This window comes from Halomonas sp. PGE1 (assembly GCF_013000985.1).
GTDB classification, from domain to species: domain Bacteria; phylum Pseudomonadota; class Gammaproteobacteria; order Pseudomonadales; family Halomonadaceae; genus Halomonas; species Halomonas alkalicola.
Genome location: NZ_CP053032.1, coordinates 1373174 through 1395021 on the forward strand (window position 1 = coordinate 1373174; position 21848 = coordinate 1395021).

Genomic DNA, 21848 nt, shown 5'->3' on the forward strand with positions numbered 1-21848 from the left:
GCCATGCCGGGCGCCTCGGGCCCGTGCCCGGGGCGCTCGGCCGGAACGCGCCCATGTCCCACGACGAATCTTGCCGGCCGCGGTTGCCCGTGGCCGGCCTAACCCCCATGACCACCCTGGACTACCCGGATCACCTGGCCTGCGTGGTCTTCCTGCAGGGCTGCCCGCTGCGCTGCGGCTACTGCCACAACCCCGGGATGCTCGCGCCCCGCCGTGCCGCGCCCGGCGAATGGGCCGAGGTGGAAGCCTTCCTGGCCAGGCGCCAGGGGCTGCTCGATGGCATCGTCTTCAGCGGCGGCGAGCCCACCCTGCATGCCGACCTGCCCGTCGCCGCCGCCCGGGCGCAAGCGCTCGGCTTCAAGGTGGGGCTCCACACCGCCGGGGTCTACCCGCGGCGCCTGGCCGAGACGCTGCCGCACCTGGCGTGGGTGGGGCTCGATGTGAAGGGCCCGGCGGCGTGCTTCGACGCCATCGTCGGCCGCCCCGGCCTGGCTGCCGCCCACGCCGAGAGCCTCGAGCTGCTCTCGAGAAGCGGCGTCGCCTTCGAGTGCCGCACCACCGTTCATTGGCGCGATCTCGACCTCGAGAGCCTGCGCCGCCTGGCCCTCGACCTCGCCGAACGGGGCGTAACCCGTTACGCCCTGCAGGTGGCCCGCCCCGGCCGCTGCCTCGATCCCGCCTACGCCCGCCCGGTGCCCAGCGCCCCGACCCTCGGCGAGCTCGAAGCGCTGGTGGAGACCCTGGCGCCGGCCTTCGAGCGTATTGAACTGAGGACGTAAGCCAAAGACGACACTGCCTTGTAAGCCATTGCCCACTGGTGCTCAGGCGGCTTAGGTGTCAGGCTGCTAGGTTACAGAATGTTGCCGGCACGCCGCCATCCCCGGCCTGCGCCTGGAAAAGCGTGAGAGTCTCGAAGGACGGCCCGATCTACACGGCCGCTTGCCGGAAATGCGAGCATCAGCATCTAGTCTATCGGTAGGGAGAGGGGAGGGCATGATGGCAGATAACGACCCAAAGCCGGCATGCCGGCAAAGACAGCAGGCACGTTCATCGGGGATATGCAGCATGCGCGATGGTCCGTGTTATGCTGCCAAGCTATACTTAATTTTTCGATTTTTCAACAAGATAAGAGGTGGGCAAGCGCGCGGCATAACATTATTGAACGCGCGTGCGCGTTCAAGTGGAATATGACGCGCGCGGTATAATACCTGTTATGGGCGCTCGGCCTTTTGCATTTGCCGGGGTTTTGCTCAAGCTTTCTGGTCTCGTGCCACAAGCCAAGTTAACCTGGCATTAGAGTTTTTCGGTTCATCTAAGGATGGCAGTTTCGTTCCTGGTGGACCTCGGAGAATAAGTGGTAATCGGCAACATTTCTGCTACTGGCGTGGTGTGCCACTAAGAAAAATTCGGGCGGCGGCAGGTGTCAGTTCTTGTCCCGTATTGTTCGGGCTGCGGCTCCGCTATCGCTTCGCAAAGTGCCATTAGAAAGCTGGCATTGTCGCCGCCATAACCAAGTGCAGCAGTTCGCGCCCTGTCGGGCGCCGGACGCTCGTAAACTCGCGCCGCTGTGCACGGCGTTATGCCTTGTGAGTTCTTCGGAGTATTGCTAGAGTGAGGGAGTCGAAAAAGACAGGGCGGTATGGTTAGTCCGTCCGTTTCCCGAAGGGGAAGCTCTGTTTGGTTCGCCAAACCCACGACCTTCGCCCAGCGTGCAAGTGCATGTTGGGAAGGGTTGTGGTGTATTCTTCCTTATCATGGCTTTCTTGCTGGGCAATGTTGAACGTCAACATCTGAAATGCGGAGAAAGCATCATGAAACCTAGAATCTCACTTGTAACGCTTGCTGTCGAAAGCCTCGATCGTTCCTTAAATTTTTACCGCGACGGCCTCGGTCTTGAAACTCAAGGTATTGTCGGTGAAGAGTTTGAACATGGGGCGGTAGCATTCTTTGATCTCGAATCGAATCTGAAGCTGGCTATTTATCCTCGCGAACACCTTGCTAAAGATTCTGGCTTACCACTGGGAAAACCGAATCCAACGGAATTCAGCATTGCTCACAATGTGTCCTCTAAATCTGAAGTAGATGAGGTCATGTTACAGGCTGGAAACAGTGGTGGTACAATTGTTAAACCTGCACAAGACACGTTCTGGGGTGGTTACGCTGGCTACTTTCAAGATCCCGATGGGCACCTTTGGGAAGTGGCTTATAATCCCGAGTGGATAGTGCCAGAGTAAGGCATAACAAAGCCGTGCACCGGATGCCAAAAGCGTCGCTCACGCGCCACTTTTGGCACCGGTGACGGCAGCGTTATGTGTACCCATCGGATTGGAGGAGCAGATGAAATCCATCACGACTTCGCTCATGTTTGTCGGAGAGCAGGCCGGGAAAGCCGAGGAGGCAATCAGGTTCTATACTTCTTTATTTCCTGATTCACAGATCACCGATATTCAGCGCTACGGAGCCGGTGAGTATGAACCAGAAGGTTCTACCAAAATGGCCCGGTTTACGATAAACGGAACCGAGTTAATGGCGCTGGACAGGTAACCGGTCATTCCAAGGCGTGCCGGTTTCCGCTTGCCTTATACGTCGCGTAGTGGCTGGATCAGGGCCACCGCGACCTTCCACTGCCGGTTATCTTCCGACTGCACGACGACCGTCTTGCGGTTGATCTTGATGACCCGGCCGAACACCTGACCCTCGCGGCTCTCGAAGGAAACGGCCTGCCCCAGGGTCAGGCGGCTCAACACCGCCATCTCCTGTCGGGCCTGGAGGTCGTCGATACGGCGGCAGATGAGGTCGTTGAGCGCCAGGAGCTGGTCGAGGCTCATGTCGTCGATACGCATGGGGAACCGGATCTCGTGCATCGGGAAAGGCGCCACCTTGCCCGATGCGCCGGCGGGTGTCGATTCAGCGCTCGATGTCGGAGCGCAGCGGCGTGTCGGCGAACTGGGCCTTCCAGCGGCGCGGTGTCAGCTCGTCGACCCGTGAGGCGAGATGAAGCGCCACGCGCTGGAGGACATCGACCAGATAGGTGTAGGGGTCGACGCCCTGCAGCCGGCAGGTGGTCAGCAGGCTCTGCACGATGCCGACGTGCTCGGCGCCGACCTCGCTCCAACAGAACAACCAGTTGCGCCTTCCCATGGGAATGCAGCGCAGGCCACGCTCCAGGTGGTTGGTGTCGATCGGCACGTCGGGATCGGACAGGAACACCTCCAGACTGCGCTGCCGCTTCAGCGCGTACTCGACGGCCTTGCGCAGCGGGTGGCGGGGCTCCAGATCGTCCCGATGAAGCTGGTGATCGCACCATTGCCAGAAGGCTCGCACCCGCGGTTCGCTGTAGTCGGTGCGCGCCTTGAGTTTCTCCGGTCCTTCGCGGCCCTTCTCACGGATCCAGGTCTCGGCCTTGTAGAGCCCGGCGATCCGCAGCAGGCCTTCCTCAACCGCGTCATCACTGCCCTGCGCCTTCTCGAAGTGCCTCCGTGCGTGGGCCCAGCATTCGGCGTGGGTCACCCCCGGGCGCTTCTCGGCATAGCGGGCATAAGAGGCGTTGCCGTCGGTCAGCAGCACGCCTTCGAAGTGGTCACCCAGCACCGTGTCGATGTGGGCCTTGGCGCGTGACGGGGAAAAGGTGAAGCTGATCTCGTCGTGGTCACCGTACAGCGGCCAGAACCATGCCTCCTGCATCTTGCCCTTGGTCTTGCGGCCCGCCTTGATCGGCGTCTCGTCCATGGCCAGCACCTGGCTTTGCAGCACGTGCTCCAGCTGGGCCAGGTGGATCGGCGACAGCAACGCCGCAGCTCGCGCCACCTGCTGAGTCAGTGTGGTGCGACTGAGCTGGATGCCGGCCTGCTGCAGGCGCTGATGCTGGCGATAGAGCGGCAGGTGGTAGCAGAACTTGTCGACCAGCAGGCCGGCGATGAAGCTGACGTCGGCCAGTGAGCCGTCGAACAGCGTGGCCGGCGCTGACGTTGCCTGGGGCGGCGCCGCCTTGCTGACCTTGAACACCGGGCAACGATACTCCAGCACCTCGAAGCTGGCCCGGCGCTGCGCCAGGCGGAAGGTGCTGCGCGTGGCGATCACCTCGACGTCGTCCAGGCTCATGCCCTCGGGCAGGTCCGGTGCCACCTCAATCACCTTGACCGGCACCGAGGCATCGAAGCGCAGCCCGGTGTCGTTGACGGCATCACGACGCGTCTTGCGTGACGGCGTCTTGGCGGGTGAGGCGTCTTCATCAGGCTCGGGCGGCGGCGGAGCCGGCAGATCCTGCATACTGCCGAGCAGGCTCTGTTGCACGGCCGGGTCGATCGCCAGCAGGCGCTCCGACTTGCGACCGAACAGCTGCCGCTTGAACCAGTCGAGCTGGCGTTGGAGCGACGCATTCTCTTCCCTGAGGACCGAGTTTTCGGCCAGAGATTGCTGGTATTTCTGCTCCAGAGACGGCGACGACACGAGGCGATATTTCCTGGTGAATCAGGCCGTTATTTTACCATGCCATCAGGCCGCTGACACCTTGGGATGCCAGCGTTTGCGGCGTTTCGTGACCACCAGATCGAGTCCCTCGATCAGGGCTTCGAACTCGGCAGGGCTGAGCGTGATCGCCTGGCCGGCGGTGGACGACGACAGGGTGGCGAAACGTCCGCGCTCCAGGCGCTTGCTCCACACGCAGTAGCCGCCGGCCTGGAAGTACAGGCACTTGAGCTGGGTGCGCCGCCGGTTGATGAAGATGAAACCGTGCCCGCTCAGCGGATTCTGACCCAGCTGTCGGCGAACCAGGGCGGCCAGCCCATCATACGAGCAACGCATGTCGGTGGGCTGGGTGCACAGCCAGAGCGTGATCGGCGGGCGCATCATGCCCCCCGGCGAAAGCGCAGACAGACACCATCCCCCAGGTCGAGCTCGATCTCCCAGCCGCGTGGCTCGTCACTAATGGCATCTTCCTCTGGCACTGACACGGGTGCGAAGAGCGCCGGCTCGGCAGCCCTGTGATAAGGCATTGGTGCGTCGCCGGCCAGTCGCCGCTTCCAGAGCTTGAAGGAACTGACGGGAAGCCCTACCTGCCGACAGAAGGCTTGCTGGGAGAGCCCGCTTTGGGCCTGTTCGTCGACCCAGGCCTGCCATTGCGAGGCGGGGTGGCGGGAGTGGCGTCGCTTCGACATGGGGACTGATGCTCCGTCGGTGAATGACGGGATCAGCGTAGGGGGTCAGGCCATTTCAAGAAACGACGCGCCAGGATGGCCGCTTACGCTGGACAGTCACCTTGATCACCAATTTAGTTTTACTCCCTCCATGTCATTGTATGTCGAGTGTGAGTCCTCGAACGAAATCGAGGAGGCTTTTCGGGCCTTAGCCGACGGCGGCTCGGAGCTGATGCCTTTGGATAACTATGGCTTTAGCCAGAAGTTTGGGTGGCTGAAGGATAGGTACGGAGTGTCTTGGCAACTCAACCTATCGGATTAACGTGGAACACATAACCAAGCGCAGCACTACGCAGCCTCCGGCTGCCGGACGCTCGCAAGCTCGCGCCGGTGTGCGCGGCGTTATGTGGTCGGGTAGGTGAGAGGGTCAAGACATGGAGGAGCTGTTTAACAGTCGTGAGATCTCCATTGGCATATGGGTTTCGGTCCTCCTGATATGGGCTTTGACGAAAAAAGAACGTAACTATTCAGGTGGCTGCGGATGGGATATCGCCAACCAGCTGATTTTTCTGGCATAGTGCACAGCATCATTCGGCACACCTATGCGGTGATATGACCATCAGCGATATCAACGTCGACGAGGCCCTGGAGCGGGTCCGGCAGCAGCTCAAGGAAGACCAGACGGTCTCGCCGTCGCTGCGTGCCGCCATCGATGTGCTGATGCTGCTGGTCAAGCTCATGGCCGATCGCCTGGCCACCAGTAGCCGCAACAGCAGCAAGCCACCGTCCCAGGATCCCAATCGCCAGCGCCGCTCGCGCGCCAAAGGCGAGCGGCGCCCCGGCGGACAGCCAGGGCATGAGGGTAAGACGTTGGCGCCGGTGACGGACCCCGACGAGGTGGTCAAGCTCCGTGTCGATCGTCGGCAACTCCCCAAGGGGCGTTCTTACCGCCCGGTCGGCGTCGAAACGCGCCAAGTGCAGGACATCGTAATCCAGGCCGTGGTCACCGAATATCAGGCTGAGGTCCTCGAAGATGATCAGGGGCAACGCTACGTGGCGCCATTCCCCGAGGGCGTGACTCGCCCCATCCAGTATGGCCCTCGCCTCAAGGCGCATGTCGTCTATCTCTCCCAGTATCAGCTGTTGCCCTATACGCGTATCCGCGAGTTGCTCACCTCGCAGTGCGGCCTGTCGCTGAGCACCGGCACCCTGTTCGCCTTCAACCAGGAGGCCTACCAGCGGGCCGAGGCGTTCGCCGAGTGGGTGATCCCGGCGCTACGTGAAGCAGCCACCGTCCATGCCGATGAAACCGGAATGCAGGTCGGTGGCAAACGCTACTGGCTACACAGCGCCTCCAACGAGGCCCTGACCTGGTTGGCCCCGCACCCCAAGCGCGGCCAGGAAGCGATGGACGCCATCGGCGTATTGCCCTTCGTGCGTGGCGTGCTGGTGCATGATCACTGGAAGCCCTACTACCGCTATCCGGATTGCCGGCACGCGCTCTGTAATGCGCACCACCTTCGGGAGCTGACAGCGGCCTGGGAGAACGATGGCCAGGCATGGGCCAAGGCCTTGCATGACCTGTTGTTGGAGATGCATCGCGCCGTGGAGGCGGCCGACGGCTGCCTCTCGGCCGATGAGACCCGAGCCTGGCGGCAGCGCTATCGAGATTGCCTGGCGAAAGGGGACGCCGAGTGCCCCCCGCCGGTGAAACCGCCACCTGGAACGCGAGGCCGGGCCAAGCGCACCAAGCCGCGCAACCTCCTGGAACGCCTCCAGGCGTACGAGGACGACGTGTTGCGCTTCCTCGACGACCCTGCCGCTCCCTTCACCAACAACCAGGGGGAGCGCGATCTGCGAATGACCAAGGTCCAGCAGAAAATCTCGGGCTGTTTCCGCTCCTGGGAGGGTGCTGAGATCTTCTGCCGCATGCGTAGCTTTCTCTCGACCGCCGTCAAGCAAGGGGTAGCGGCGCATACCGCACTGGAGCAACTGTTTGCGGGGGAGGTGCCAGCCTTCATGCAGCAAGAAGCCCCGACTCAGCCAACCGGTGCTGAATAGTTACAAAAGAACTTAGGAAGAGCCTGTTTCGCGTTGTTGCGGCAGCGCTCAACAAACGGCTAGTTCTATCGGTCTCAGTGTTCGCTGGGTACCTGTCTCTGGTTGTAGGGCTCTTAACGGCAATTGGCTTTTGGCATCTTGAAATGCTAAAAGCGACAATATATTGGTTTGTTCTGTCTGGTTTGGCTTTATTCGGGAAGGCGGTTACTTCTTCGAAGCCGATTGAGGATTGGCGGGGAACGGTTAGAGAGCAGGCTTCCATTATTGTCATTCTCGCCTTTATAGTGAATTCATACACGTTTTCATTGTATGCAGAAATAGCTTTAGTGCCGGTGGTGGCTTTTGTATCAATGCTTGTCGCGTATGCAGAGTTTCATCATAAGGGCGAGCCCGTTGCGAATTTATTTTTAGGCCTGCAGGCATTCATTGGCTTTGTCATACTCTTGCTCGCCGGCATGAATGCTTACAACGATTACGAGAGCCTAGCGTCCATAGCCACGGCTAAGGAGTTGTTCCTTCCGGTAGTTATGGCCACGATGGCAATTCCGTATATGTATTTTATAGCACTGTATTCCGCATACGACAGGATTCTTCGAATCTCTACCTTTAAACAGCCCTCAGAAATGGCGTCGTACATCAGAAGGCGGATCTTGTTGAGTGGCGGGCTACGACTGCGGAAAGCGCGTCGGATTGCGGCGATAAGACCCTATGAGTTCATGAGAGCTAATAATCGAGAGGATGTCGATCTGGTTATTGAGAGGCATCTGGCAGGTGATGTCGACACCTCAGAAACCGGTTGGGATTGAACGTAGTTATTTTCATGCAATCAGTAAAGCCACATAACCAAGCTATCCAGTTGACGCTCGTACCTCGCGCAACTGATGGCGAGCGTTCGGCCTCAAGGAGAGCGAAGTGAAAGTTCCATCAAGCAGAAATCCAAGGATCGCGTCGTCAATTAACCCGTTCGTGGCCTCATCGCTGAATCCACGTGTGGCTTCGTCATTGAATCCGCGCGTCGCAAGCAGTCGGAACCCGCTCGTGGCTTCCAGCCTAAACCCGCGGGTCGCAAGTAGCATCAATCCCAGAGTGGCGTCCAGCCTGAACTACAGGGTTGCCAGCAGCATTAATCCGCGCGTCGCAAGCAGTCTTAATCCTCGGGTTGCAACGTCGTTGAATCCGAACGTTGTTTCAACAATCAAGGGCCTTTATGTATGGTCGCTCGAGTTAGACGCTGTCGCGTTCACCGTTGAGGCAAATGATCGGGTGCGGCTCCTATTTGACACCAGCGCAGAGTTTTCCGGCGTCTTGGTGGTTGTCCGTGATGATTTCATAAATGAGTTTGACCTTGACAATGAGTGGGTTGGCTACTGGATCCATGCTCGCGACAACGTTTGGCTGAGGTTCGCGGTAGATGGAGAGTGGTGTGGGTTCACCACATGACGCCGAACAACACGTTGCACCCGACGTCCCTGTCTCCGCTCCGCTCCGGCAGGAACGGGGGTGAACGTGAGCGTACATCAGAATGTTCTCAATGGCCGCTTCTGGCCGGTAGCAGCCGTGAATCATATGGTCGTTTTCTTTACGCTCGCAGATCGCCCCTCCAGGAGGCCCTGGAGGGGCGGTTTTCTGTAAAGTAATTGCGTAAATCTTTCTATGCAAAGAAAAGGTATGTTTTCTTTCTGCTGTCAGCCACGAATGAGCCGTGCGCCGGGCGTTGTCTGGTAACCGAGCTCATCGCGGTCGCCGGGTTGTGCCCGGTATGGCGTTATTGCCCCCTATGTGATGCGCGATCTCGTCCTGAGTTGCCCAACATCAATTGTCCTCCTGAACCGCAGGCGCTAGGCTTCCTATATCCCCCTGGGGGGGATATGAATTGACATGCCTGGTGGACTCGGGTCACCCCGCATCAACAAGAGGAGCGGTATGGAGCTGTTTCGGGATCGCCGCTATCGCCACCTGTTCTCCGCACAGGTGATCGCCCTGATCGGCACCGGGCTGACCACGGTTGGCCTGGCGCTGCTGGCCAGCGAACTGGCCGGGGAGCGTGCCGGTGAGGTGCTGGGCACGGCACTGGCGATCAAGATGATCGCCTATGTGGGCATCGCCCCGGTGGTGGGCGCCTATGCCACCCGGCTGCCACGGCGTGCCTTGCTGGTCACCCTCGACCTGCTGCGCGCCGCGGTGGTGGTGAGCCTGCCGTTCGTGACAGAGGTGTGGCAGATCTACCTGCTGATCTTCCTGCTCAACGCCTGCTCGGCGGGCTTCACGCCGGTGTTCCAGGCCACGATTCCCGACATCTTCGAGGACGAGCGCCGCTATACCCGGGCGCTCTCCCTGTCGCGTCTGGCCTATGACTTGGAGAACCTGCTGAGCCCGCTGATCGCCGCCCTGCTGCTGGTGGTGATGTCCTTCAACCTGCTGTTCGTGCTGAATGCGGCGGCTTTCCTGCTCTCGGCGTTGCTGGTGGTCAGCGTGTCGCTGCCTTCGCCGCATCCTCAGACGACCGGCGGCGGGGTCTGGTCCAGGCTGACCCAGGGCATGAGGCGCTACCTGCACACCCCGCGGCTGCGCGGGCTGCTGGCTCTCAACATGGCGGTGGCCGCGGCCGGCGCCATGCAGATCGTCAATACCGTGGTCTATGTGCGTCATGCGCTGGGCATGGGGGAGATCCACGTGGCGATCGCCTTCGCGGCGGCGGGGGGCGGGTCGATGGTCGTCGCCCTCAGCCTGCCCAGGCTGCTGGTGCGCCTTGACCAGCGGCCGGTGATGCTGGCGGGCGGCCTGCTGATGAGTGCGAGTCTGGTGGCGGGGCTGACGGCGCCGGGCTTTGCGGTGCTGCTGCTGCTGTGGTTCGTGCTGGGCGCCGGGGCCTCGATGGTGATGACGCCCACCGGCCGGCTGCTCAAGCAGTCCTGCCGGGCCGAGGAGCGCCCGGCGCTGTTCGCCGCCCAGTTCTCGCTCTCCCATGCCTGCTGGCTGGTGGCCTATCCGCTGGCTGGCTGGCTGGGGAGCACCCTGGGCATGATGACCGCCTTCGCGGCCCTGGCCACCCTGGCCCTGGCCGCCACCCTGCTGGCCGCGCGTCTGTGGCCGGCGCAAGTGACCGAAGCGCACGCCTGATCACGCAAGGCATGCCTTGTCATCGATGGTGGAAAGGCGGGTGGAGCCGGTGGGGCCAGCCACGCCGCTACAGGTAGCGGACGATGGCCTTGAAGTCCTCGATTTGAGCCTGCTGGCCTTCCGTCCTGGCGCCGATGGCCTCGTCCAGGCAGTGATCGATGTGATCCTGCACCAGGGTTCGCTTGGCCTGCTGGATGGCCTTCTCCACGGCATGCAGCTGCTGGGCGATATCGAGGCAGGGGCGGCCTTCCTCGATCATCTGGGTGACGCTCTGCAGGTGGCCCCGGGCGCGGTTGAGCCGCTTGATGATGGCGGGGTGGCTCTCGTGGGCATGTGGTGGCATCTTGGGCTCCCTGTCGTTGTTCCTATCCCCATGGGGAGGATGGTAAGCTCCTGCCGGCAGCGTGCCAATGCCGCCCGTCGCGGCCTGGCACCTGCGTTCCCGGTTTCCGCCCTCATCCTGGTTGGCTTTCGATGCTCCACCGGCTGCGCCATCGCCTCGGCTACCTGATCCTGCTGCTGCTGTTCGTGCCCGGCCTGGGCTTGACCAGCGCCGGCGAGGCGCGGGCCCATGGGCCGCTGGGCGCGGCAGCGAGCGAGGCGGCGCTGCAGGAGGCGGAACAGGACAGCCATGGGCACTCCCACGTCCATGAGCATGACCACGGGGACGGCCGCCACCTCCACCACGACAGCGGCAGCCACTTCCACGAGACAGCGGATCGCCTCGGCACGGGTGTCAGCCTGGCGCCGGGGTTTCGTGATGCCCCGCGGACGGTCGCCCGGCACGGCGTCCCGCTGCGCCGCGTCTATCGCCTGGAGCGCCCCCCACGGCCGGCCATCGCTGGATGACCGGGGCCGTCCGCCGGATGGCCGATACCCAAGACAGACCCGTGGAGGTTTCATGTTCCCATCCCGAATGGGGGAGGCGTTCAGCGTGCCTGACAAGGCCCGACGCCATGCCCTGACCCTGCTCACGCTGCTGGTAATGCTCCTGGGAGCCAGCGGTGATGCCCTTGCCCACGCCGTTGCCGAGGGCGACAAGGGGTATATCCAGGAGATCTATGGCGTTCACCTGATCTCGTTCGTCTACCTCGGCGCCAAGCACATGGTGACCGGGTACGACCACATCCTGTTTCTGCTGGGGGTGATCTTCTTCCTCTACCGGATGCAGCACATCGCCATCTACGTCAGCCTCTTCGCCATCGGTCACTCCACGACCATGCTGCTGGGGGTCTACTACAACATCGGCATCAACAGCTACCTGATCGATGCCATCATCGGGCTCTCCGTCGTCTACAAGGCGCTGGACAACATCGGCGCCTACCAGCGCTGGTTCGGCGTTCAGCCCAACACCAAGGCGGCGACGCTGATCTTCGGGCTGTTTCACGGCTTTGGCCTGTCGAGCAAGATCATCGAGTACGAGATCTCGCCTGACGGCCTGGTGCCCAACCTGCTGGCGTTCAACGTCGGGGTGGAGGTCGGCCAGCTGCTGGCCCTGAGCGCCATTCTCATCGTCATGGGCTTCTGGCGGCGCACCGCCGGTTTCCTGCGCCACGCCTACACCGCCAACGTCGCCATGATGTGTGCCGGTTTCATGCTGGTCGGCTACCAGCTCACCGGCTATTTCGTCGCCTGATTCAGGGAGTCTCCGATGTACAACACCGATCTACCCACCCGGGCCGAGCTGCCCTCGACCGGCAAGCTGATCCGTTCCACCCTGGTGGCCGCCGTGGTGGCCGTCGCCCTGCTGGTGACCGTGGTGCTGCCGGCGGAGTACGCCATCGATCCCACCGGCGCGGGGCGCCTGCTGGGCCTGACCGAGATGGGGGAAATCAAGCAGCAGCTGGCCGAGGAGGCCGAGCTCGACCGGGCGGCGACCCAGGCCGCCGCGGACCAGGCGCCCCCGGCCGGAGCGGAGCAGCAGGCCCAGGCACCGGCGGAGAGCCAGGTCGCCGCCGATACCTCCCCCGAGGCCACTCCCGAGCCGCCGGCTATCGCCTCAAACGGCGAGACCGAGCCTGCCCAGGAAGTGGTGCAACCCGAGGCCGACCAGGCGGTGGCGGACGCCACCGCCACTCAGGAGCCGGCACCGGAGGCGAACGGGGCAGCCACCTGGCGTGACGAGGTGAGCTTCACCCTGACCCCGGGCGAAGGCACCGAGTACAAGCTGACCATGGAGGAGGGGGCCGTCGCGAGGTTTGCCTGGATCTCCGAGGGGGGACCGATCAACTTCGACACCCACGGCGACGGCAACGGCAACTCGATCAGCTACCAGAAGGGCCGCGGCGTGCCCGAGGACGAGGGCGAGCTGGAAGCAGCCTTCACCGGCAACCACGGCTGGTTCTTCCGCAACCGCAATGACAACGATGTGACCGTGGTGCTGCGCATCAACGGTGACTACGGGGAGCTGAAGCGTATGCTGTAAGCCGGCACTGCCCTCATCGCCCCGGCCAAGGAAGACGGCCGGGGCGATGATGTCGCTTTGGGCCTTTGGAATTATCGAAAAGCCAGCAACAGCTTATTCTCAAGTGCTGCCATCAACACTTACGAAGGCTTGGTACACGTCGTCTAGCAACACGCCCACATGAGCAAGCAGGGCATCATCATCCGCACACCGCTCCCGGGCGCCGCTCAACATCAGCCTCAGCCCCGCCGCCTCGGGTACGGGAGCACCACCGACGTCCAGGTAGTGCACCAGTTCCCCGAGCCTGACCAACGCGGGATCCGCCACCAGCCCGAAACTTGCCAGCAGCACTTCGAAGGTGACCTTGTCGTCGACATGGGTGAAGGCCGCACCGTCGAAATCGAACCCCAACGCTTCCGGCGGACACTGAGTCGGGCTTTCCAGCCAAACGAAGCGCGCCTCGGGGTCGATGAAGCGCTGAATCAACCAGGCCGAGGCCACACGATCCACCCACAGGTGACGACGGGTGGCCCATAGTCGGCCGCGAAATGCGCTTCGCTCCAGACAGGCAATCTCGGCCCGGGTGGGCTTGGGCTCATCGGGTACGAAACAGCGGTTATAGATGGCCTCGGCGTCTGCCAGGGCCGCGACGGCTTGCTCTCTGCCTGTTCCCGGAAAGAAGTCGATCTCAATAATGGCCTGAAAGCGCCGCTGCAGCTGAAGAAGTCCGCGCTGCGCCTCTCGCGCCTCTAGGCTGGGACACGCCTGCTGCCACTTGGCGACTGCCTCGAGTAACTCCTGATACTCCGCACCCCGGTCGAAGAGGGCGGGCAACATCTCCGTTGTCTCGATGCTCGTATCGTCTACCTCGAGTAGCAGGGACTTCCCCCCTAGTGCCTGGATATCGGCGGCCTGCTGTTGTAGTGCCTGGTATCGCGATGGACTTGCCGGCAACAGGTAGACACCGTCACGCAGTACGGCCGCGCCCATGCTGCGCAGGGCCCGCCAGATCCGCATGCGAGCGCTACTCGCATTCCCGCTGAGGCTCATGGCCAGTATCAGCCAGCGTCTTTCGTCGTCTACCATGCCATCCATCATCGTTGTATGCGTAACATGCGTGTTATACGCTCTACAATATTATGTAGCCACCGTCTTCGTGAGAGTGTACATGCCCCCCGTCAACGAAACGCCCCATCAGGTTCCCTTTCGCGAGGCCGTGATGGTCTGGCTACGCGTGGCCATGCTCAGCTTCGGCGGCCCCGCCGGCCAGATCGCCGTGATGCACCGCATCCTGGTCGAGGAAAAGAAATGGGTCGGCGAGCGGCGTTTTCTACATGCCCTCAACTACTGCATGATGCTGCCGGGGCCAGAGGCCCAGCAGTTGGCCATCTATATCGGCTGGCTGATGCACCGTACCAAGGGCGGCCTGGTCGCCGGCAGTCTCTTCGTCCTGCCCGGCTTCATTGCCATTCTGGCGTTGAGTTACCTCTATGCCGCGCTGGGCAACGTGGGGCTGGTGGAAGGGCTCTTCTTCGGCCTGAAGGCCGCTGTGCTGGCGGTGGTGCTCAATGCGGTGGTGAGGATCGGCAAACGGGCGCTCAAGAATCGGATCATGCTGGGCCTCGCGGCAGCGGCCTTCGTAGCGATCTTCTTCTTCGATATCGCCTTTCCGCTGATCATTCTGAGTGCGGCCCTGCTGGGTTACTGGGGCGGCAAGCGCGGCGTGACGGCGTTTCAGGTAGGCGGTGGTCATGGCGATGGCAGCGACCAGGGCCTCAGCGACCGAGATTCGCTGCTCGGTGAGGGGTTGCCGGCCCATGCGCGGCCCAACCGCCGTTGGTCACTGCGCATCTCGGCGACCTTCCTGCTGCTGTGGCTGACGCCGGTGGTGGTGCTGCTGATTACCCTGGGGGGTGAGAACGTCTTCAGCCAGATTGCCACCTTCTTCAGCAAGATGGCGGTGGTGACTTTCGGTGGTGCCTATGCCGTGCTCGGCTACGTGACCCAGGAGGCGGTCCAGAACTACGGTTGGCTGGCCCCCGGTGAGATGCTCGATGGCCTGGGGATGGCCGAGACCACCCCGGGTCCGCTGATTCAGGTGGTGCAGTTCGTCGGTTTCATGGGCGCCTTCCGCGAAGCTAGCGGGCTCGATCCCATGGTGGCAGCGACGCTCGCGGCAGTGCTTACCACCTGGGTGACCTTCGTGCCTTGCTTCCTGTGGATCTTCCTCGGCGCGCCCTACGTGGAGCGCTTGCGCGACAACCGGGCGCTGAGCGCGGCGCTATCCGCCATCACGGCGGCGGTGGTCGGTGTGATCCTCAATCTGGCGATCTGGTTCGGACTCCACGTGATCTTCGCCGAGGTCGAGGAACGGCATGCCCTGGGAGCCCGCCTGCTGCTCCCGAATCTGGCCTCGGTGGACCTGCTGGCTCTGCTGTTTGCCGCCGGGGCCATGGTCGCCATCTTCCACTTCAAGGTCGGCATGCTCAAGGTGCTGGGAAGCTGTGCGCTACTTGGCGTACTAGCGTCCCTGGTTGTCTTCTAGTCACGACGGCCTTCTCACATCATGGTCGTCGATCACGAAGATGTGCCGATGTCGGCCATCCGGAATGGTGGTGGGGATATGTGCGGGGGCCCGCGCCCATCCAGCCTGCTAGCGGTTAGGTGATAGCAGCCAGCAACCGCGCCCCTTCTGAGTTTCCTAGTTTCACTGGGTTTTCCCCTCTGGCCTTGCTGCCAACGTGACGTCATCATGTAAATAAAACCAAGGTTTGCTTAACAGCAGCCGTGCTGAGTTGGTGGTTCCGGCTGAAAGGCCGCTCTTGGCCGCAAGCGGCTGTCTATTGCCCTGGCTTCGTCACCCCTCGGCAACCTTCCTGGCGATATAGAACCCATAGCCGAAATACTCGCCATAGCGTTCGTACAGTTCGATCTCCTGCTGCTGCTCCTCGATGATGGCTTGGGCGGCGGGGCTGTTGCCATGGGCCTCGAGGAAGGTCGGGAAGCGCTCCTGCAGCGGGCGGTAGTAGTGCTCTCGCCAGCAGTGTGGCGGTAGCACGAAGTAGCCGAGCGGTGAATAGCCGTGGCGCTCCAGCACGGCGAGCTTGGCCGAGGCGGTGTCCACTTCGGGGTACTGGGCGCGCCAGAAGGCGTCGAGCTCGGCAGGGCGCTGCTCGGTGAGCCAGGTGAGTTCGGAGACCGCCAGGACGCCGTCGGGCTTGAGAAAGCGGCGCCACTCGCGCACGCCGCGGGTAAAGCCGATGTTGTAGATCGCCCCTTCAGACCAGATGGCATCCAGCGATTCCGGCGCGAAGTCGAGCGCCTCCATGGAGGCGTGGCGGGGAGTGATGCGCTCGGCCAGGCCAGCCTCGAGGGCGCGGGCCTTCAAGATGTCGAGAAATGGCTCGAGGAAATCCGCCGCCACGATCTGGGCATCGAGCGCCTCGGCGAGCACCAGGGTGGAGGCGCCGGTGCCGCAGCCCAGATCGGCGATGGCGAGGTCGCGCCGCCCGCAGAGCCCAGCGAGCTGGAGCGCGAGCCGGGTTTCAGCCTGGCCGCCGGGCCCCTGGCGTTCGTTGTGGCGGTGCAGGTCGGCCAGTAGCTCCAGTTCGTTCATGACGGGCTCGCTCCTCGGGTGGCGGCGCTACAGGGTCTCTTCCAGCAGCATGGCCAGCCGCCGGTGGTGCAGGGCGTCGGCGGCGGCGTCATAGGAGGGGGCGTCCTTGGCGGTGAAGCCGTGGGCGGCGCCCCGGTAGAGCTCGGTGATGAAGTGCACGCCGGCCGCAGCCAGGGCTTCGTCCATGCGGGCGATCTGCTCGGCCGGCAGCAGTTCGTCCTGGTCGGCGTGGCCGAGATAGACGCGCCCCTGGATGCGGCTGACCACGTTGACGGGGCTCGCCGGGTCGCCGGCCTCCGCCAGCCGGGCCGAGTGGAAGCCGGCCGCGGCGGCAACGCGGTCGGGGTAGTCGGCCGCCATGCGCAGGGCGAAGGCGCCGGTCATGCAGTAGCCCACCACGCCGAGCTTGCCCGCGGCGAATTCGGGTTCGCCATCGAGGCAGCCGAGCAGGGCGGCGAAGTCGCGGGACTGCGCCTCTGGCGTGAGGTGGGCGGCATAGCCGAACAGCGTCGGGCGCACGTCCGGGTCGCGGAAGGACTTGCCCTCCGGCACCACGACTCCGCGGGCATCGCGGTAATAGACGTTGGGCATCAGCACCGCATAGCCGCCGTCGGCGGCGGGGATGTCGATGGCGCGAGACATGGGCGGGCTCCGGATGGCAGTGGGGGAGGGCGGTGAGGGCCTCGTCAGAGTGTCATCTAACCAGAGCCTGGCCCCGCTGACGAGGCGGTGGCTGCTCGGTGCCGGCGTGTCGCCGGGGCGTGCCGACAAAGACGCCATCCGACCAGTGCCGACTGGGCAGGCGGACTCGCCGTCACCTATGGTGGATAGGACCGGCCGCATGAGGCGGGCGGCATCCCCGGCTTGCTCTGCCCAAGCCCTGATCAGGAGGTGAGTGTGATGACCAAGTTGCTGGTGCTCTACTACTCCATGTATGGCCATATCGAGACCCTGGCCAACAGCGTCGCCGAAGGCGCCCGCCAGGTGGAGGGGGTCGAGGTCACGGTGAAGCGCGTGCCGGAGACCATGAGCCCGGAGGGACTCAAGGCGGCGGGCGGCAAGACGGACCAGGCCGCCCCCGAGGCCTCGCCCAAGGAGCTGGCCGACTACGATGCGATCATCTTCGGCACCCCGACCCGCTTCGGCAACATGGCCGGCCAGATGCGCACCTTCCTCGACCAGACCGGCGGCCTCTGGGTCAGCGGCGGCCTGGTGGGCAAGGTGGCCAGCGTTTTCTCGTCCACCGGCACCGGCGGCGGCCAGGAGATGACCATTACCTCGACCTGGACCACCCTGGCGCACCACGGCATGATCATCGTGCCGATTGGCTACGCCGCCCCGGAGGTGGCCGATATTTCCCAGGTGGGCGGCGGCACGCCCTATGGCGCCACCACCATCGCCGGAGGCGATGGCTCCCGCCAGCCCGACGCCCGCGAGCTGGCCATCGCCCGCTACCAGGGAGAGACAGTGGCCCGGGTGGCGGCCCGCCTCAAGGCCGGGTCCTGAGCGTCGATCACTCGAGGGTGGCCCCGCCTCAGAAGCGATCCCAGTAGGGCGGGTCGCCGAAGTACCCCTCCAGGAAGTCCACGAAGTGGCGCACCTTGCTGGCCAGCAGCTGGCGGTGGGCGTACACCGCATAGAGCCCGAGCGATTCGGGCTCATGCTCGGGCAGCACGATCGCCAGGCGCCCCTGGCGGATGGCGTCGCCGCAGAGGAAGGTCGGCTGCAGGGCGATGCCGGCCCCGCCCACGGCGGCCTCCACCAGCACGTCGCCATTGTTGCTGGTCAGCTCGCCGCCCGCTCTTCCGCCGCCGCCGCTGCGCGGCAGCCACTTCAGCAGCGGCTCCTGGCTCTCCTCCATGTAGCGGTAGCGCAGGAAGCGGTGCCCGGCGAGCTCCCTCGGGTGCTCGGGCGTGCCGTGGGCCGCCAGGTAGCCGGGCGAGGCGCACAGCACCAGGCGCACGGGCGCGATGCGCCGGGCGATCAGCGAGGAGCTCTTCAGCCGCCCGATGCGCAGGGCGATGTCGAACCCCTCCTCGACGATATCCACCTTGCGGTCGTTGAGCTGCAGGTCGATATCCACGGCGGGGTGGGCCCGCTGGAAGTCGTTGATCAGCGGCGCCAGGTGGCGGATAGCGAAGGAGACCGGGGCACTGATGCGCAGCCGCCCGCGGGCCTGGCCCTGCAGCTCGCCGAGCTCGCTCTCCATGTCGTCGATCTCGGCAAGCACCTGCTCGGCGCGCTGCCGATAGGCGGCCCCCGCCTCGGTCAGGTGCAGCCGGCGGGTGGTGCGGTTGAGCAGGCGCACCCCCAGGTGCTCTTCCAGCTGCGAGACATACTTGCTGACCAGCTGCGGGGAGAGCGCCAGGCGCTCGGCGGCTCGGGTGAAGCTCCCCTCGGCTACCACTGTGACGAAGGTGCGCATGGCGTCGAGGCGGTCCATGGCGGGCTCCTGCGGAAGGGGGGATAATTATCAACATTACATTGATAGTCATGCAATATCTTCGTGCTTATTCCTCCTTATTGGCGAGAGTAGAGTGGCCTCATCGCTCGAGGCCACAGACGGCCTCGGCTCCCCGAGACACCCTGATGAGGAAGACCCCATGAAGACCCAGCTCGTGAAATCCCTGTTCGATACCGCCGGCGGCTACGGCGCCCTGGCCCTGCGCATCCCCGTTGGCCTGATACTGGCCGCCCACGGCGCCCAGAAGCTCTTCGGCTGGTTCGGCGGCCATGGCCTGGCGGGCACCGCCCAGTGGATGGAGAGCATCGGGCTGGCACCCGGCCTGCTGATGGCGCTGCTGGCCGGCGGTGCGGAATTCTTCGGCGGCCTGGCGCTGATGCTTGGCCTGCTGACCCGCCCCGCGGCGCTGGTCTCCGCCTTCACCATGCTGGTGGCGATCTTCAGCGTGCATATCAGCCACGGTCTGTTCATCGCCAACGGCGGCTACGAGTTCGCCCTGGCCCTGCTCGCCGCCACCGTGGCGCTCACCCTTCAGGGCGCCGGCCGGTTCTCGCTGGATGGCCTGGTCGCGAAGCGGTTCTGAGCCGACTAAGCGGCTGACCCGACCCGGCACCCGCCCATAACGGCGGGTGCCTCACCACCTGGAGGACGCAACATGCTGGTCAACGGCATCTGGCAGGAGAACTGGCAGCCGGTTCAGGCGAAGGACGACGAGGGGCGCTTCATTCGCCAGACCTCGACCTTCCGCCACTGGATCACCCCGGACGGCGCCCCTGGCCCCACCGGCAGGGGCGGCTTCAAGGCCGAGCCCGGGCGCTATCACCTCTATGTCGCCTATATCTGCCCCTGGGCCTCCCGGGTCCTGATGGCACGCCGGCTCAAGGGGCTCGAGGCGCTGATCGGCGTCACCGTGGTCAACCCGCGCCTCACCGACCAGGGCTGGCAGTTCGGTGGCTTTCCCGGCGCCGACGAGGACCCCCATCACGGCGCCCGCTACCTGCATGAGCTCTATACCCGCGCCGACCCCGAGGTCAGCGGCCGCGCCACGGTGCCGGTGCTGTGGGACACCCACACCGACACCCTCGTCAACAACGAGTCGGCCGATATCCTGCGCATGCTCAACGGCGCCTTCTCGCATCTGGTCGACCGGGGACCGGACCTCTATCCCGACCACCTGGCCGCGGAGATCGACGCCCTCAACAACGTCATCTACACCGAGCTGAACAACGGCGTCTACCAGGCCGGCTTCGCCTCCAGCCAGCCGGCCTATGAGGAGGCCTACGGCAAGGTCTTCGCCCGGCTCGATGCGCTGGAGGCGCGCCTCGGCGACGGGCGCTCCTATCTGTTCGGCGAGGCACTGACCGAAAGCGATATCCGCCTCTTCGTGACCCTGGTGCGCTTCGATGCGGCCTACCACGGGCTCTTCAAGTGCAACCGCAACACCCTGAGTGACATGCCGGCCCTGCACGCCTATCTGCACCGCCTCCTGGCGCTGGAGGGCATCGCCGAGACGGTCAACCTCGAGCACATCAAGGCGGGCTACTACTCCATCAAGGCGCTGAACCCGACCGGGATCGTGCCCGTGGGCCCTGCCGCCCTCTGAGCCCGGGAAATCCCGGCGGAAGGCAAGCCCACGGCGGGCTATGGTGAGGTCAGAAGGCCACGAACCCGAGGAGCGCCCCATGAGCAACCAGATCAAGGACGCCGCGGCGTCGTCATCGCTGGACTGCCCGGTGGTAGAGGGCCGGCGCCAGGTGCAGCATGTGCCGGCACGCAAGGCCGAGGTGGGCGGCATTCCCATCCACCGGGTGCTGCCCTCGCGGCAGCGGCGCCTGGTGGGGGCCTGGTGCTTCCTGGATCACGCCGGGCCTGCGGTCTTCAAGGGCGACAGCCGCGGCATGCAGGTGGGGCCGCACCCCCATATCGGCCTGCAGACCTTCACCTGGATGATCGCCGGCGAGGTGCTGCACCGCGACAGCCTGGGCAGCGAGCAGGTGATCCGCCCGGGCCAGGTCAACCTGATGACCGCCGGGCGCGGCATCAGCCACACCGAGCAGTCGCTGCCGGAGGACCCGCAGCTCCATGCGGCCCAGCTGTGGATCGCCCTGCCGCACGCCCATCGCGATACCGCGCCGCGCTTCGACCACTACCCCGAGCTGCCGACCTGGCAGGAGGAGGGCGTCACCCTGACGCTGCTGGTGGGTGAGCTGGCCGGCCGCGAGGCGCCCACGCTCACCTTTTCGCCCCTGGTGGGGGTGGACCTCGCCGCCGAGCGCGAGGCAACGCTGACCCTGCCGCTGCGGCCCGAGTTCGAGTACGCCCTGCTGCCCCTGGAGGGCGCGCCGAGCCTGGAAGGGGAGGCGCTCGCCGTGGACGAGCTGGCCTACCTGGGCCGCGGGCGCGATGCGATGACCCTGGCCCTGCCGGCAGGCGCCCGAGTGCTGCTGATCGGCGGCGAGCCGCTGGGCGAGGAGGTGCTGATCTGGTGGAACTTCGTCGGCCACAGCAAGGCGGAGATCGTCGAGGCTCAGCGCGAATGGGAAGCCGGCGGCGAGCGCTTCGGCCGCGTTGCCGGCTTCAGCGACGAGGAGCGGCTGATGCCGCCGCCGCTGCCCTGGAAGGGGTAGGCCGCTCATGCGGAGTGCTATGATAGGGTCTTGATATCGAGTGCTGGGCCGTCCGCGTCCGTGGAGGAAGTGATGGGTAATAGGCAGGAGACCATGCAGCTGCTACAGCGGCACTTCCCCGAGATGGTGCGAGAGTTCGGGGTTCATGACCTGGCTCTTTTCGGCTCCGTGGCGCGGGATGAGGCGGGGACGTCCAGCGATGTCGACATCCTGGTCTCTTTCGATGGCCCCGCGACGGCGGATCGCTATTTCGGCCTACAGTTCTTCCTGGAGGATCTGCTGGGGCGGCCGGTTGACCTGGTGACCGACAAGGCGCTTCGCCCGGAGCTTCGCCCCTACATCGAGCGCGAGGCCATGCATGTCTGAACGTCGACCTGAGCGCGAGTGGTGTTGTTACATCAATGACGACACCATCTGGAGC

General features: G+C 64.1%; 25 protein-coding genes. 16 read left to right on the top strand and 9 right to left on the bottom strand.

The features are described from left to right. Window positions 1-53 precede the first annotated feature (53 nt). From HIR79_RS06480 to HIR79_RS06490, 3 genes are all read left to right on the top strand, one after another. A complete protein-coding gene (locus HIR79_RS06480) occupies window positions 54-779 on the top strand; it encodes an anaerobic ribonucleoside-triphosphate reductase activating protein (RefSeq protein ID WP_169957707.1) in 726 nt (241 codons plus the stop codon). 975 nt (window positions 780-1754) lie between these two features. Further along, window positions 1755-2234: a VOC family protein gene (locus HIR79_RS06485; RefSeq protein WP_349304996.1), complete on the top strand. Its 480-nt coding sequence runs from the start codon at window positions 1755-1757 to the stop codon at window positions 2232-2234. Window positions 2235-2337: 103 nt separating this feature from the next. Next, window positions 2338-2544, top strand: a complete 207-nt coding sequence (locus HIR79_RS06490; protein ID WP_249322272.1) for a VOC family protein — start codon at window positions 2338-2340, stop codon at window positions 2542-2544. A gap of 35 nt (window positions 2545-2579) precedes the next feature. On the opposite strand, the gene HIR79_RS06495 is transcribed toward HIR79_RS06490, so the two are convergent. Genes HIR79_RS06495 through tnpA form a run of 4 tightly spaced genes read right to left on the bottom strand, consistent with a single transcriptional unit; the run spans window position 2580 to window position 5156 of the window. Next, complete coding sequence (locus HIR79_RS06495) at window positions 2580-2864, bottom strand: transposase (protein ID WP_249322273.1); 285 nt, start codon at window positions 2862-2864, stop codon at window positions 2580-2582. 43 nt (window positions 2865-2907) lie between these two features. Then, on the bottom strand, window positions 2908-4449 hold the full coding sequence (gene tnpC, locus HIR79_RS06500) for an IS66 family transposase (RefSeq protein WP_211620964.1): 1542 nt from the start codon (window positions 4447-4449) through the stop codon (window positions 2908-2910). 45 nt (window positions 4450-4494) lie between these two features. After that, the gene (gene tnpB / locus HIR79_RS06505) at window positions 4495-4848 is read right to left on the bottom strand and encodes an IS66 family insertion sequence element accessory protein TnpB (protein WP_169956277.1); all 354 of its coding nucleotides are present in this window, start codon (window positions 4846-4848) and stop codon (window positions 4495-4497) included. Continuing rightward, complete coding sequence (tnpA, locus tag HIR79_RS06510; protein ID WP_110068988.1) at window positions 4848-5156, bottom strand: IS66 family insertion sequence element accessory protein TnpA; 309 nt, start codon at window positions 5154-5156, stop codon at window positions 4848-4850. The genes tnpB and tnpA overlap by 1 nt, the downstream gene beginning before the upstream one ends. Between tnpA and HIR79_RS18625 the strand changes: the two genes are divergently transcribed. The 4 genes from HIR79_RS18625 to HIR79_RS06530 all read left to right on the top strand — a co-directional run bounded on the left by HIR79_RS18625 (window position 5155) and on the right by HIR79_RS06530 (window position 10316). Further along, entirely contained in the window at window positions 5155-5457 is a 303-nt protein-coding gene (locus HIR79_RS18625; protein ID WP_169957708.1) for a VOC family protein, read from the top strand. The genes tnpA and HIR79_RS18625 overlap by 2 nt on opposite strands. A gap of 290 nt (window positions 5458-5747) precedes the next feature. Further along, on the top strand, window positions 5748-7196 hold the full coding sequence (gene tnpC / locus HIR79_RS06520; RefSeq protein ID WP_169957709.1) for an IS66 family transposase: 1449 nt from the start codon (window positions 5748-5750) through the stop codon (window positions 7194-7196). A gap of 143 nt (window positions 7197-7339) precedes the next feature. Continuing rightward, window positions 7340-8002 (top strand): hypothetical protein, encoded by a 663-nt coding sequence (locus HIR79_RS06525; protein ID WP_169957710.1) that lies wholly within the window; start codon window positions 7340-7342, stop codon window positions 8000-8002. 1117 nt (window positions 8003-9119) lie between these two features. Then, window positions 9120-10316 (top strand): MFS transporter, encoded by a 1197-nt coding sequence (locus HIR79_RS06530; protein WP_119023276.1) that lies wholly within the window; start codon window positions 9120-9122, stop codon window positions 10314-10316. A gap of 67 nt (window positions 10317-10383) precedes the next feature. On the opposite strand, the gene HIR79_RS06535 is transcribed toward HIR79_RS06530, so the two are convergent. Beyond that, complete coding sequence (locus HIR79_RS06535; protein WP_119023275.1) at window positions 10384-10659, bottom strand: metal-sensing transcriptional repressor; 276 nt, start codon at window positions 10657-10659, stop codon at window positions 10384-10386. A 131-nt stretch (window positions 10660-10790) separates the two neighbouring features. Here HIR79_RS06535 and HIR79_RS06540 point away from each other — a divergent pair, with 131 nt between their 5' ends. The 3 genes from HIR79_RS06540 to HIR79_RS06550 are packed head-to-tail and all read left to right on the top strand — an operon-like array spanning window position 10791 to window position 12741. Next, window positions 10791-11165: a hypothetical protein gene (locus HIR79_RS06540; RefSeq protein ID WP_169957711.1), complete on the top strand. Its 375-nt coding sequence runs from the start codon at window positions 10791-10793 to the stop codon at window positions 11163-11165. A gap of 52 nt (window positions 11166-11217) precedes the next feature. Further along, window positions 11218-11952 carry a HupE/UreJ family protein gene (locus HIR79_RS06545; RefSeq protein WP_169957712.1) on the top strand — a complete coding sequence of 245 codons (735 nt, stop codon included), beginning with the start codon at window positions 11218-11220 and terminating at the stop codon, window positions 11950-11952. A gap of 15 nt (window positions 11953-11967) precedes the next feature. Continuing rightward, on the top strand, window positions 11968-12741 hold the full coding sequence (locus HIR79_RS06550) for a hypothetical protein (protein WP_119023272.1): 774 nt from the start codon (window positions 11968-11970) through the stop codon (window positions 12739-12741). Between the two features lie 99 nt (window positions 12742-12840). Here HIR79_RS06550 and HIR79_RS06555 read toward each other — a convergent pair whose 3' ends face one another. After that, complete coding sequence (locus HIR79_RS06555; protein ID WP_249322274.1) at window positions 12841-13806, bottom strand: chromate resistance protein ChrB domain-containing protein; 966 nt, start codon at window positions 13804-13806, stop codon at window positions 12841-12843. A gap of 82 nt (window positions 13807-13888) precedes the next feature. Between HIR79_RS06555 and chrA the strand changes: the two genes are divergently transcribed. Next, window positions 13889-15265, top strand: coding sequence for a chromate efflux transporter (gene chrA, locus HIR79_RS06560; RefSeq protein ID WP_169957713.1), 1377 nt, complete (start codon window positions 13889-13891; stop codon window positions 15263-15265). Between the two features lie 312 nt (window positions 15266-15577). On the opposite strand, the gene HIR79_RS06565 is transcribed toward chrA, so the two are convergent. Beyond that, window positions 15578-16336, bottom strand: coding sequence for a class I SAM-dependent methyltransferase (locus HIR79_RS06565; protein ID WP_169957714.1), 759 nt, complete (start codon window positions 16334-16336; stop codon window positions 15578-15580). Between the two features lie 27 nt (window positions 16337-16363). Further along, a complete protein-coding gene (locus tag HIR79_RS06570) occupies window positions 16364-16978 on the bottom strand; it encodes a dienelactone hydrolase family protein (RefSeq protein ID WP_169957715.1) in 615 nt (204 codons plus the stop codon). A gap of 258 nt (window positions 16979-17236) precedes the next feature. Here HIR79_RS06570 and wrbA point away from each other — a divergent pair, with 258 nt between their 5' ends. Continuing rightward, the gene (gene wrbA / locus HIR79_RS06575; protein WP_169957716.1) at window positions 17237-17842 is read left to right on the top strand and encodes an NAD(P)H:quinone oxidoreductase; all 606 of its coding nucleotides are present in this window, start codon (window positions 17237-17239) and stop codon (window positions 17840-17842) included. 28 nt (window positions 17843-17870) lie between these two features. Here wrbA and HIR79_RS06580 read toward each other — a convergent pair whose 3' ends face one another. Beyond that, on the bottom strand, window positions 17871-18779 hold the full coding sequence (locus HIR79_RS06580; protein ID WP_169957717.1) for a LysR family transcriptional regulator: 909 nt from the start codon (window positions 18777-18779) through the stop codon (window positions 17871-17873). A 160-nt stretch (window positions 18780-18939) separates the two neighbouring features. Between HIR79_RS06580 and HIR79_RS06585 the strand changes: the two genes are divergently transcribed. The 4 genes from HIR79_RS06585 (at window position 18940) to HIR79_RS06600 (ending at window position 21793) form a co-directional block, all read left to right on the top strand. Continuing rightward, on the top strand, window positions 18940-19383 hold the full coding sequence (locus tag HIR79_RS06585) for a DoxX family protein (RefSeq protein ID WP_169957718.1): 444 nt from the start codon (window positions 18940-18942) through the stop codon (window positions 19381-19383). Window positions 19384-19455: 72 nt separating this feature from the next. Further along, window positions 19456-20403, top strand: coding sequence for a glutathione S-transferase family protein (locus HIR79_RS06590; protein WP_169957719.1), 948 nt, complete (start codon window positions 19456-19458; stop codon window positions 20401-20403). A 79-nt stretch (window positions 20404-20482) separates the two neighbouring features. Continuing rightward, a complete protein-coding gene (locus HIR79_RS06595; RefSeq protein WP_169957720.1) occupies window positions 20483-21427 on the top strand; it encodes a pirin family protein in 945 nt (314 codons plus the stop codon). A 72-nt stretch (window positions 21428-21499) separates the two neighbouring features. Further along, window positions 21500-21793, top strand: a complete 294-nt coding sequence (locus tag HIR79_RS06600) for a nucleotidyltransferase family protein (RefSeq protein WP_023006335.1) — start codon at window positions 21500-21502, stop codon at window positions 21791-21793. Window positions 21794-21848: the final 55 nt, after the last annotated feature.

Coding starts and splice junctions, on each gene's coding strand:
- HIR79_RS06555 (WP_249322274.1), bottom strand. CDS start 13,806: ATGGTAGACGACGAAAGACGCTGGCTGATACTGGCCATGAGCCTCAGC.
- HIR79_RS06580 (WP_169957717.1), bottom strand. CDS start 18,779: ATGGACCGCCTCGACGCCATGCGCACCTTCGTCACAGTGGTAGCCGAG.
- HIR79_RS06490 (WP_249322272.1), top strand. CDS start 2,338: ATGAAATCCATCACGACTTCGCTCATGTTTGTCGGAGAGCAGGCCGGG.
- tnpA (WP_110068988.1), bottom strand. CDS start 5,156: ATGTCGAAGCGACGCCACTCCCGCCACCCCGCCTCGCAATGGCAGGCC.
- HIR79_RS18625 (WP_169957708.1), top strand. CDS start 5,155: ATGGGGACTGATGCTCCGTCGGTGAATGACGGGATCAGCGTAGGGGGT.
- HIR79_RS06570 (WP_169957715.1), bottom strand. CDS start 16,978: ATGTCTCGCGCCATCGACATCCCCGCCGCCGACGGCGGCTATGCGGTG.
- wrbA (WP_169957716.1), top strand. CDS start 17,237: ATGACCAAGTTGCTGGTGCTCTACTACTCCATGTATGGCCATATCGAG.
- HIR79_RS06535 (WP_119023275.1), bottom strand. CDS start 10,659: ATGCCACCACATGCCCACGAGAGCCACCCCGCCATCATCAAGCGGCTC.
- HIR79_RS06480 (WP_169957707.1), top strand. CDS start 54: ATGTCCCACGACGAATCTTGCCGGCCGCGGTTGCCCGTGGCCGGCCTA.
- HIR79_RS06585 (WP_169957718.1), top strand. CDS start 18,940: ATGAAGACCCAGCTCGTGAAATCCCTGTTCGATACCGCCGGCGGCTAC.
- tnpB (WP_169956277.1), bottom strand. CDS start 4,848: ATGCGCCCGCCGATCACGCTCTGGCTGTGCACCCAGCCCACCGACATG.
- HIR79_RS06565 (WP_169957714.1), bottom strand. CDS start 16,336: ATGAACGAACTGGAGCTACTGGCCGACCTGCACCGCCACAACGAACGC.
- HIR79_RS06550 (WP_119023272.1), top strand. CDS start 11,968: ATGTACAACACCGATCTACCCACCCGGGCCGAGCTGCCCTCGACCGGC.
- HIR79_RS06525 (WP_169957710.1), top strand. CDS start 7,340: ATGCTAAAAGCGACAATATATTGGTTTGTTCTGTCTGGTTTGGCTTTA.
- HIR79_RS06485 (WP_349304996.1), top strand. CDS start 1,755: ATGGCTTTCTTGCTGGGCAATGTTGAACGTCAACATCTGAAATGCGGA.
- HIR79_RS06540 (WP_169957711.1), top strand. CDS start 10,791: ATGCTCCACCGGCTGCGCCATCGCCTCGGCTACCTGATCCTGCTGCTG.
- HIR79_RS06495 (WP_249322273.1), bottom strand. CDS start 2,864: ATGCACGAGATCCGGTTCCCCATGCGTATCGACGACATGAGCCTCGAC.
- HIR79_RS06595 (WP_169957720.1), top strand. CDS start 20,483: ATGAGCAACCAGATCAAGGACGCCGCGGCGTCGTCATCGCTGGACTGC.
- chrA (WP_169957713.1), top strand. CDS start 13,889: ATGCCCCCCGTCAACGAAACGCCCCATCAGGTTCCCTTTCGCGAGGCC.
- tnpC (WP_169957709.1), top strand. CDS start 5,748: ATGACCATCAGCGATATCAACGTCGACGAGGCCCTGGAGCGGGTCCGG.
- HIR79_RS06530 (WP_119023276.1), top strand. CDS start 9,120: ATGGAGCTGTTTCGGGATCGCCGCTATCGCCACCTGTTCTCCGCACAG.
- HIR79_RS06600 (WP_023006335.1), top strand. CDS start 21,500: ATGGGTAATAGGCAGGAGACCATGCAGCTGCTACAGCGGCACTTCCCC.
- HIR79_RS06590 (WP_169957719.1), top strand. CDS start 19,456: ATGCTGGTCAACGGCATCTGGCAGGAGAACTGGCAGCCGGTTCAGGCG.
- HIR79_RS06545 (WP_169957712.1), top strand. CDS start 11,218: ATGTTCCCATCCCGAATGGGGGAGGCGTTCAGCGTGCCTGACAAGGCC.